The following is a 9,140-nucleotide window of genomic DNA, read 5'->3' as shown; positions in this document are numbered from 1 at the left end:
GTGGCGGGCGTCGAGCAACAGTTGCGCGACGGCGGTGCGCCGGTGGCGGTAGACCCGGCACGGGCGGCCGTGCACGAGGTCGTCGGTGGTCTCCCGGCTCCACCGGAAACCGTCGGCGGCGGGGTCGGTGTGGTCGTGCACTGTGGTCGAGGGTGTGGTCATCAGGTGTGGTCCGTTTCGTGCGGTCGCGCAGGGTGGATCGGGGGCGGGAGGCTCAGGCGGGTGGTGCGGGCAGGGTGTCGGGGGCGGGTGCGGCGAACTGCGGGGCACGGCGTTCGGCCATGGCGGCGACGCCTTCCTTGAAATCGGGCTGCTGCATGAACTGCTCGATCAGGTCCTTCGAGTCTTCGATGGCGGTGCCGACGTTCGAGTGCAGGAGCTCGGCGTAGATCTGGCGTTTGGCGCCGGTCGCGGAGGCGGGGGACACCTGGGTGGCGATGTAGTCGGCGACCTCGTAGACCGTGTCCAGGAAGTGTTCGTCCCGCGGGTGCACGCCGTTGAGGAAACCCATGCGCAGGAGTTCTTCGGAGCGCAGGATGCGTCCGGTGATGAGGATGTCGGCGGCGTTCGCCAGTCCGACGATGCGGGGCAGCAGCCAGGCCAGGCCGTACTCGGCGGGCAGTCCCAGGCGTGGGGTCGCGGTGGTGAACTTGGCGCCCTCGACGGCGTAGCGGAGGTCGCAGTAACCGGCCAGGGCGACCGCGATACCGGCGCACGGTCCGTTGATGGCGGCGATCAGCGGAACCCGCAGGCCCCACATCCACACCAGGTCGTGGTCGAACTCCGGGTTCACCCCGTGGCCGGGGCGGGCGAAGTCGGGCTTGTTGACGGTGTCGGAATACTTTTCGTCGGTCTCGGTGTAGAAGTCGAGTGCCTTGGTGTCGGCGCCGACGCAGAACTGGTCGCCGCCGCCGGTGAGGACCACGACCCGGACGGTGGGATCGGCGTCGAGGGTTGCCATGGTCCAGCGCAGTTCCGCATTCATGCGGGAGGTCCAGGAGTTGCCGCGGCCGGGGCGGTCGAGCCACACCGTGGCGACGCCGTTGTCGCGGATTTCGTAGCGGGTGACCTTCAGATCCATGGTGATTCCCTCTCGTGGTGCGCATGATCGACCCACCGCCCGGCGTGGTGAAGGCGTGCCGGGGCCGCCCACGTCCCGAGGACGCCGGCCAGGTCGGAAACGATCAGACGTGTCTTATTCTTCGGCGTCGGCGAGCCACATATGGTGGACCCGACGGGTGTTGTGAACGAGCTCGGCCACGGCGGCGTCGGCGTCGCGACGGCGAATGTGCTCGAGCAGAGCGCGCGGGCTGTGCAGGGCATCACCGGTCGGTACCTCGGCACCGAAGCGCAGGGTGAACTCGGTGAGCAGATCCATCAGCGAGCGCATCATCGTCGCGATGATCGGGTTCTGAGTGGCTTCGCCGATGAGGCAATGAAATTCGATGATCGCCTCGGTCTTGCCGTTCCAGTCTTCCCGGGCGGCGAGGTCGTCGGCCTTGTGGAGTAGATCCTCCATTCGCGCGAGATCGTCGTCGGTGCGTCGGGCGCAGGCCGTCGTGACCGCAACGGTCTCGATTTCCTCACGTGCTTCGGTCAGATCCGACAGCGAGTATCGCGTCAGGAGGAGATTGTCGGACAATGCCTTCGAGATGCTGACGGGATCGGTGGGGGCGATGAACGCTCCGCCGGTGGCTCCCTTCTTGATGGTCACGACGCCCGTGACTTCGAGCATCCGAATGGCTTCACGCACGGTGTTGCGGCTGACCTCGAATTGAGCGGCGAGTGTGCGCTCCGAGGGCAGACGGCTTCCCGGTGGCAGCTTGCCCTGCCGAACCTGGGCCCGCACCTGGTCGATGATCTCGTCGAAGGCGCGGCGGGGCCGGGCCGGGCGGAACTGGATGTCGGCGGGTTCGGTCATGGTGCCAATCATTCCCGGTTTCGACGCGTCCGCTCCGCTCCGGTGCCGTTTCGCTACCAGTGCGGTCATGCGCTCGTACCTCCGATTTCATTGGTTGAGCCATTGAAACCCCATCCCTGCCGTGAAGTCAAGGCCTGGTCAGGCCTTGACTTTCTGCTTCGGGTGTACCTGAATTAAGTCAATGGCCCTACCATTGAGGGACCGGAAGTGCCCGCGATGCTCCGCAGCGCACCCGCTCCCCACGGATCGAAGGACTTCACATGCCGCACGATGACAACCTCCAGATGCCCGGTGATCGCCTTCCCCTGTCAGGCGTTCGTGTCGTCGACCTCTCGCAGGTCGGCGCAGGCCCGTATGCAGCGTCTCTGCTCGGTGACCTGGGCGCCGATGTGATCAAGATCGAGCCCCCGACGGGGGAGAGCTTCCGGTACATCGACAATCTGTTCGGCGTCGGCGACAGCGCCTACTTCTACGGAGTCAACCGCAGCAAAAGGTCACTGACACTCGACCTGCACGAGTCCGAGGGGATGGACGTGCTGCGGCGTCTGGTCGCCGACGCAGACGTCATGATCGTCGGATTCCGGCCGGATGCCGTCACCCGCCTCGGGATCGATTACGAGTCGATGGGCAAGCTCAACGACCAGCTGGTGTATTGCCAGCTGACCGCATTCGGCGAGGACGGGCCTCGTGCCCACCAACCCGGCATGGACCTGCTGGGACAGGCCATCGGCGGGATCATGGGACTGACCGGTGAGACCGACGGCCCCCCGATCAAGGCCGGTGTCCCGATGGCCGACTTCGTCGGCTCCTTCCTGCTCGGATTCTCGATCGTCTCCGCGCTGCGTGCCCGCGATCTCAACGGTCACGGCCAGAAGGTCAGCGTGAATCTGCTGGACGGCCAGATCGCGATGCTCGCCAACATCCTGACGCACTACGACCGCACGAAGGTTCCCGTACGACCGCAGGGCGGAGGACATCCGCAAATCGCTCCGTACCAGCCCTACCAGGGCGGCGACGGCAAGGACTTCATCGTCGCGTGCCTCAACGACCGGTTCTGGCTGCGCTTGACCAAGGTCATCGACCGCCCCGAACTGGCCGACGACCCGCGCTTCGTCACCAACGCAGACCGCGTCGCGAACCGTGGAGCGCTCAACGACATTCTCATCCCGATCTTCGCGGGGCACACCGCCGCGAGCTGGCTCGAACGCCTCGACCAGGTCGCGGTGCCGTGCGGACCCGTTCACCGGCTCGAGGACGTCTTCACCGAACCGCAGGTGGTGCACAACCATTCCATCACCGAACTCGAGCACCCCATCCACGGTCGGTACCCGGTCCCCAACACGCCGTTCCGGCTCCACGGAACGCCCGCCCAGCCCCGGGGCTACGCACCGCTTCTCGGTGAGCACTCGGTCGAGATCCTGGGGGAGGCCGGCTTCACCCACGACGAAATCCGCGCACTGCTCGACAAGAGCGTGGTCACGACATCCACCGTCACCGAGCCGGCATAGACGGTGCTCCGATGACCACCACGACTGCGGACTACACCTGGCCCAGCGAACTCGCCGAACTGCGCGACGTCGTCGCGGCATTCCGTGAGCGCCACGCCGGCGAGGCGGCGGTGCGCACGCTCGCCGAGACGAATACACCACTCGATTCGCGAACCTGGCAGATCATGGCCGAACAACTCGGATTGGCCGGACTGACCGTCCCCGAGGAACTGGGCGGCGCCGGGGCGGGCTACGAATTCCTCGCGGTCGCGATGGAGGAACTCGGCAAGTCGCTCCTGCCGTCGCCGCTCCTGGCCACGACGGCACTCGCGATAGGCACGCTGATGCAGGCGGGCGACGCGTCAGCGCGCGAGCGTCTGGTCCCGGCCCTCGCGGCGGGGCAGATCACCGGCACGCTCGGTTACACCGGCGCCGACGGTCATTGGGAACCCGCGCGGAAACCACAGGTGCGGGCGACACGGAACGGGGACGGTTGGCGGCTGGACGGCACCGTTCACCACGTCCTCGACGGTGCCTCGGCCGATCTCGTTCTCGTGGTCGCCGACACCGACGAGGGTCCGTCGGTGTTCGCCGCCGAAGGTCCGCTACCCGGCCTCGTCCGCTCGCCGATGGCAACTCTCGACGGCACCCGGAGCCAGGCCCGGCTCGACTTCCACGACGTTCCGGCGACCGCGGTCGGCGTGCTCGGTGCCGCGGCGCCCACGGTCGAGGCCGTACTCACGCGTGCGGCCGTGCTGCTGGCGGCCGAACAGGTCGGGGGAGCGCAGTATTGCCTCGACATTGCGGTGACATACGCCGGGACCCGCACGCAGTTCGGGCGGGTAATCGGTTCGTATCAGGCGATCAAGCACAAGTGTGTCGATATGTATCTCGAGATCGAATCAGCGCGTGCGGCAGTGTATTACGCTGCGTCCTGTCTGACGGTGAACTCGGCCGACGCCGAGCCGGCCGCGTCCATTGCCAAGACGCTCGCGTCGGCGGCGTTCGACCGCGCCTCTGCCGACAGCATCCAGATCCACGGCGGAATCGGATTCACGTGGGAACATTCGGCGCACTTGTACTTCCGGCGGGCGATCTCCACCCGCGCGCTCTTCGGAGACCCGCGCAGGCACCACGAAGTCGTGGCCACCTCTCTACTGGACCGAACTACACGCAGCGACGCCTCGACGTCGCCTCCCGAATCCCGGAGGGTGCAATGAAGGTCGACGATGAACGTGTCCTGTCGGACGACGAACTCGAGAACAGAGCCTTGTCGTTTCTGGCCGATCGCCGCCGACGCAGTCGCACTCAGGGTCCACTCGTGTGGGGCGAGGGGGATGACGGTGCGGTAGCGATCTGGGACGACCCCGATCCCGACGTCGAGCGTGCCGAACTCGACGTCGCGCGCACCTACCGCCGCACGCGCTTCGATGCCGGTTTGGGCTGGCTCGACGGGCCCGTCGAGCACGGAGGCGCGGGGCTGGACGCCGCATCCCAGCGCCGTTTCGCGGCGCTCGAGGCGCAGTTCGACACTCCCTCACAGGCATTCTTCAAGCTCGACCGGGTGCTGACGCCGATCTTGCTCCGCTACGCGGATCCGGAGATCGCCCGGCAACACGTCCGAGGCCTGTTTCGCGGCGACGTCATCGGATGCGAGTTGTTCAGCGAACCCGGTGCCGGCTCCGACCTCGCGAGCCTCACGACGAAGGCCGTACAGGACGGCGACACCTGGATCGTCGACGGCCAGAAGGTCTGGACGTCGGACGCCCACTACGCCGATATCGGGCTCGCGCTGTGCCGCACCGAATCCCAGGTGCCCGGGCGCAAAGGTCTGACCGCGTTCCTGGTGGACATGCGGCAACCCGGCGTCGAAGTGCGGCCGTTGCGGCAGATCACCGGGGGCTCCTCCTTCAACGAGGTGTTCCTCACCGGTGTCCGCGTCCCCGATTCCCACCGAATCGGGGCCCGCGGACAGGGGTGGGAGGTGGCGCAGGAAACGTTGAAGATCGAACGCACCGCGATCGGTGTGGGGATGGGGCGGGGCGGTGCCGGTGTGGCCAACGGGGAGCGCCTGGTCGCGCTGGTCCGAGCCCTCGGCCTGGAGAACGACCCCATCGTCCGGCAGCGATTGGCAGAGGTAGTCACGGCGTTCCGGGCGGCGAAGCATCTCCAGCACGTCACCACCGCACGGCGCCGGGCAGGGGACAACCCGACGGCGTCTCCACTACTCGCGAAGCTGACACTGTCGAACAACCTGCGTTTGGCATCGCGCTTCGTCACCGATCTGCTCGGTCCACGGCTCGCTGCCGACACCGGCGAATGGGGCACGTTCGCGTGGAACCAGTTCGTCCTCGGAGAGCCGGGCATGCACATCATGGCGGGCACCGACGAGGTAGTCCACAACATGATCGGTGAACAGGTCCTCGGGCTGCCGCGAGAACCGCGACCGCAGCCGTGAGTTCCGAGACGGTCCCGGCAATGGTTCCGGCGCATCTGCCCGCGCTCTGTGTGACCGACGTCGACGCGGCGGCGGAGCGAATCTCGACGGTAGTGCCGCCGACGCCGCTCGAATACTGCGAGCGTCTGTCGGAACTCACCGGTGCCGACGTCTACCTCAAACGTGAGGACCTCACCCGCGTCCGTTCGTACAAGCTGCGCGGTGCATACAACGTCATGGCACAGCTTTCCTCTCGCGAACGTGAGGCAGGCGTCGTCACAGCGAGTGCGGGCAACCATGCCCAGGGCGTGGCGTATGCGTGCCGGGCAATGGGGGTGGCGGGGCGGATCTACGTACCCACCCGAACTCCGAAGCAGAAGCGGGACCGTATCCATGCTCACGGCGGAGCGTTCGTCGAGCTCATTGCGGTCGGTGACACGTTCGACGCGGCGGCAGAGGCCGCGGCTGACGACGTCGCTCGCACCGGGGCCACGATGGTTGCGCCGTTCGACGACACCCGTACCGCGGCGGGGCAGGGCACCATCGCCCGCGAGCTACTCGCCCAGTTGCCCTCGGCACCGGACCTGGTCCTGGTTCCGGTGGGCGGTGGTGGCTGCCTTGCCGGAATCGGCGCCTACCTGCAGACCACGTCGCCGTGCACGTCGATCGTCGGGGTGGAACCGTCCGGCGCGGCATCGATGGCCGCCGCACTCGCCGCGGGCGGTCCGGTGACGCTGCCGGATGTGGATCCGTTCGTCGACGGGACGGCCGTCAAGCGCGTCGGTGACATCCCGTACGCGGTGGTATCCCGCCTCGACCGGATCACGATGACTCGGGTCGACGAGGGTGCCGTGTGCACGGCGATGCTCGACCTGTATCAGAACGAGGGCATCATCGCCGAGCCGGCCGCCGCGCTGTCCGTCGCCGCACTCGCGGGACTGCCGATCGCACCGGGAACGACTGTCGTGTGCGTGATTTCGGGTGGCAACAACGATGTTTCGCGCTACAACGAGGTCATCGAGCGATCACTCGTGCACCGAGGTCTCAAGCACTACTTCCTGGTGGACTTCCCGCAACAGCCCGGCGCGCTACGCCGGTTCCTCGATCAGGTGCTCGGTCCCGACGACGACATCACCATGTTCGAGTACATCAAGCGCAACAACCGCGAGTTCGGTGCCGCACTCGTGGGGATCGAACTGCACGCGGCCGACACTCTGCCGTTGATCCTTGCGCGGCTGGACGCCTCACCACTCGAGGTGCAGCGCATTGCGCCGGGCACACCGGAGTTTCGGTACCTCATCTGACTGATGCAGTTCTTCCACCGAACCGCCGGGTGGTGTCAGCCGCGAGATTCGCAGTCCCGGCCGGTGTACCAGGCGGGAAGTAGTTCCATGATGTGTTCGACGAGTTCCTCAGGGGTGGCGTCGAAGTCGTCTTCGAGCCATTCGTCGAGGAACCCGACCACTGCGCTCGCGATCATGCTGGCCGCGAGATGGGGTCGCAGTCCCGGCGGCCGTCGGGGGTTGTCGACGATTCCGGGTTCGATGTCGGCCGCCATCGAGCGGACCGCTCTCGTGTGAACTTTCCGTGAGAGGGGTAGCGCGAGAACGGCGACATAGAGGGAGCGGTGCTCGACGTAGTGGCCGACGAGCTGCTCATGTGATTCGCGCACCTGCGCGGGCCATTCGAGGGTGGAATCGGAGCGCACAGCTTCGTTGATCTCGGCCAGTTGCAGGTACGCCCGCTCGACGATCTGGAGGGCGAGTTCGTCGAAGCTCGCGAAATGGGAATAGAACGAGGTCTTCGAGATCCCCGCTTCGCGCACGATCGCGGGGACCGAGATAGGTTCCTCATTGCGTGCGACGAGGCTCTCGACGGCGTCGAAGATCTTCGCTCGGGTCCGAGGCACGCGGGGATCCCGCGATTCGCCGTGAGTCTTGCGCACGATCTGGATCGGCGACATGTCGGCGGACTCCATCTCCATGTCATCAGAGTACGACCCGCCGGCGATGTGACCGGCGGGCCGGGCTCTCGAATGATCACCCCACTGAACGGCTGTCTCTAGAACTTCGTGATCACCACGCGCGTGATCGACGGATCTGCGAGGGAGGCGTAGCCCTCCGCGACCTCGTCCAGTGAGATCTCCTTGGAGACGAGGCCGTCGAGTTGGATCCTGCCCGAAAGGTACATGTCGACGTACCGGGGGACGTCACGCTGCAACACGCCCGAACCCATGTAGATCCCGGTGATCGTCTTCTGTCCCTGGAGCAGGTCGTATCCGTCGACGGTCATGGTCTGTCCGGGCGTGACGCCGACGACGTACAGTCCGCCGCCCTTGGCCAGCATCGCGATTCCCTGCTCCTGCACGGCCCCGATGCCGACGAAGTCGAACACGTAGTCGGCACCCGTTCCGGTGATCTCCTTCACCGCCGCGACGGGATCCGTCCGGGTGGAGTTGATCATGTGCGTCGCCCCGAACTGCTTCGCCTTGTCGAGCTTGGTGTCGTTGACGTCGATCACGATGATCGGAGAGGCGCCGGCGATGACCGCGCCATTGACGGCGTGCAGGCCGACTCCTCCGGCCCCGACGATGACGACGCTCTCGCCCGCCTGGACGTCGGCAGTGTTCAGGACCGCTCCCGTGCCGGTGAGTCCGCCGCAGCCGAGCAGTGCAGCTTGGGGGAAGGGCATCTCGGGCGAGATCTTGGCGAGTTGGTTCGAGTGGACGAGCGCTTGCTGTGCGAATCCGCCCAGCCCGAACCCCTGGGTGACGTCTGCTCCGGGGCGAGTGAGCCGCGGCGCCTGCCCTGCGGCGCGGAGCGTGGCTTCGGGACGCAGGCACTGGTGGCTGCGGCCGCCCAGACAGTTGATGCAGTGACCGCAGCACTGGATGAGGGAGCCGACCACGTGGTCACCGACCGAGAAGTCGGTCACGTCGGGCCCGATCTTGGTTACCACACCGGCGACCTCGTGGCCGAAGACGGCGGGAACGGGGTAGCCGAGGTCGTAATTGGCCACACTCATGTCGCTGTGGCACAGCCCCGACGCCTTGACGTCGAGCAGGACCTCCATCCCGATCGGATCGTCGATGGTCACCTCCTCGGTGTGGAATCCTCCGCCGAACTCGTTGACGACAACAGCTTTCATACCTGAATCTCCCTGTAACGCGGAAGGGTTCGCCGCCAGCGTCGCGGGCGAACCGGGGGTGACCCGTCGGGATGCGCCCACTGTACAACTTCTGAACCAAAGTTCGGAATCTTTTGAACTGAAGTCCGGAAAGTCTGGTGCAAACGGG

8 protein-coding genes are annotated in these 9,140 nt (G+C 66.4%); 4 read left to right on the top strand and 4 right to left on the bottom strand.

What is annotated here, in order from left to right; all coding sequences use genetic code 11:
- Positions 1-214 precede the first annotated feature (214 nt).
- Together MLGJGCBP_RS33225 and MLGJGCBP_RS33220 are read right to left on the bottom strand one after the other, a co-directional pair.
- Positions 215-1,081, bottom strand: a complete 867-nt coding sequence (locus MLGJGCBP_RS33225) for an enoyl-CoA hydratase-related protein (RefSeq protein WP_160100978.1) — start codon at positions 1,079-1,081, stop codon at positions 215-217.
- Positions 1,082-1,195: 114 nt separating this feature from the next.
- A complete protein-coding gene (locus MLGJGCBP_RS33220) occupies positions 1,196-1,990 on the bottom strand; it encodes a FadR/GntR family transcriptional regulator (RefSeq protein ID WP_160100976.1) in 795 nt (264 codons plus the stop codon).
- A 191-nt stretch (positions 1,991-2,181) separates the two neighbouring features.
- On the opposite strand from MLGJGCBP_RS33220, the gene MLGJGCBP_RS33215 reads away from it, so the two are divergent.
- Genes MLGJGCBP_RS33215 through ilvA form a run of 4 tightly spaced genes read left to right on the top strand, consistent with a single transcriptional unit; the run spans position 2,182 to position 7,149 of the window.
- On the top strand, positions 2,182-3,429 hold the full coding sequence (locus MLGJGCBP_RS33215; RefSeq protein WP_160100974.1) for a CaiB/BaiF CoA transferase family protein: 1,248 nt from the start codon (positions 2,182-2,184) through the stop codon (positions 3,427-3,429).
- Positions 3,430-3,440: 11 nt separating this feature from the next.
- Positions 3,441-4,628 (top strand): acyl-CoA dehydrogenase family protein, encoded by a 1,188-nt coding sequence (locus tag MLGJGCBP_RS33210; RefSeq protein WP_160100972.1) that lies wholly within the window; start codon positions 3,441-3,443, stop codon positions 4,626-4,628.
- Positions 4,625-5,866 (top strand): acyl-CoA dehydrogenase family protein, encoded by a 1,242-nt coding sequence (locus MLGJGCBP_RS33205; RefSeq protein WP_160100970.1) that lies wholly within the window; start codon positions 4,625-4,627, stop codon positions 5,864-5,866. Before MLGJGCBP_RS33210 ends, MLGJGCBP_RS33205 begins: the two co-directional genes overlap by 4 nt.
- 20 nt (positions 5,867-5,886) lie before the next feature.
- A complete protein-coding gene (gene ilvA, locus MLGJGCBP_RS33200; protein ID WP_160100994.1) occupies positions 5,887-7,149 on the top strand; it encodes a threonine ammonia-lyase IlvA in 1,263 nt (420 codons plus the stop codon).
- Between the two features lie 35 nt (positions 7,150-7,184).
- Here ilvA and MLGJGCBP_RS33195 read toward each other — a convergent pair whose 3' ends face one another.
- Together MLGJGCBP_RS33195 and MLGJGCBP_RS33190 are read right to left on the bottom strand one after the other, a co-directional pair.
- Entirely contained in the window at positions 7,185-7,823 is a 639-nt protein-coding gene (locus MLGJGCBP_RS33195) for a TetR/AcrR family transcriptional regulator (protein ID WP_160100968.1), read from the bottom strand.
- Positions 7,824-7,906: 83 nt separating this feature from the next.
- Positions 7,907-8,992 carry a zinc-binding dehydrogenase gene (locus tag MLGJGCBP_RS33190; protein ID WP_160100966.1) on the bottom strand — a complete coding sequence of 362 codons (1,086 nt, stop codon included), beginning with the start codon at positions 8,990-8,992 and terminating at the stop codon, positions 7,907-7,909.
- Between the last annotated feature and the right edge of the window lie 148 nt (positions 8,993-9,140).

Source organism: Rhodococcus sp. T7 (assembly GCF_009872365.1).
GTDB lineage: Bacteria > Actinomycetota > Actinomycetes > Mycobacteriales > Mycobacteriaceae > Rhodococcus_F.
This window is presented reverse-complemented; position numbering and strand designations above follow the sequence as displayed.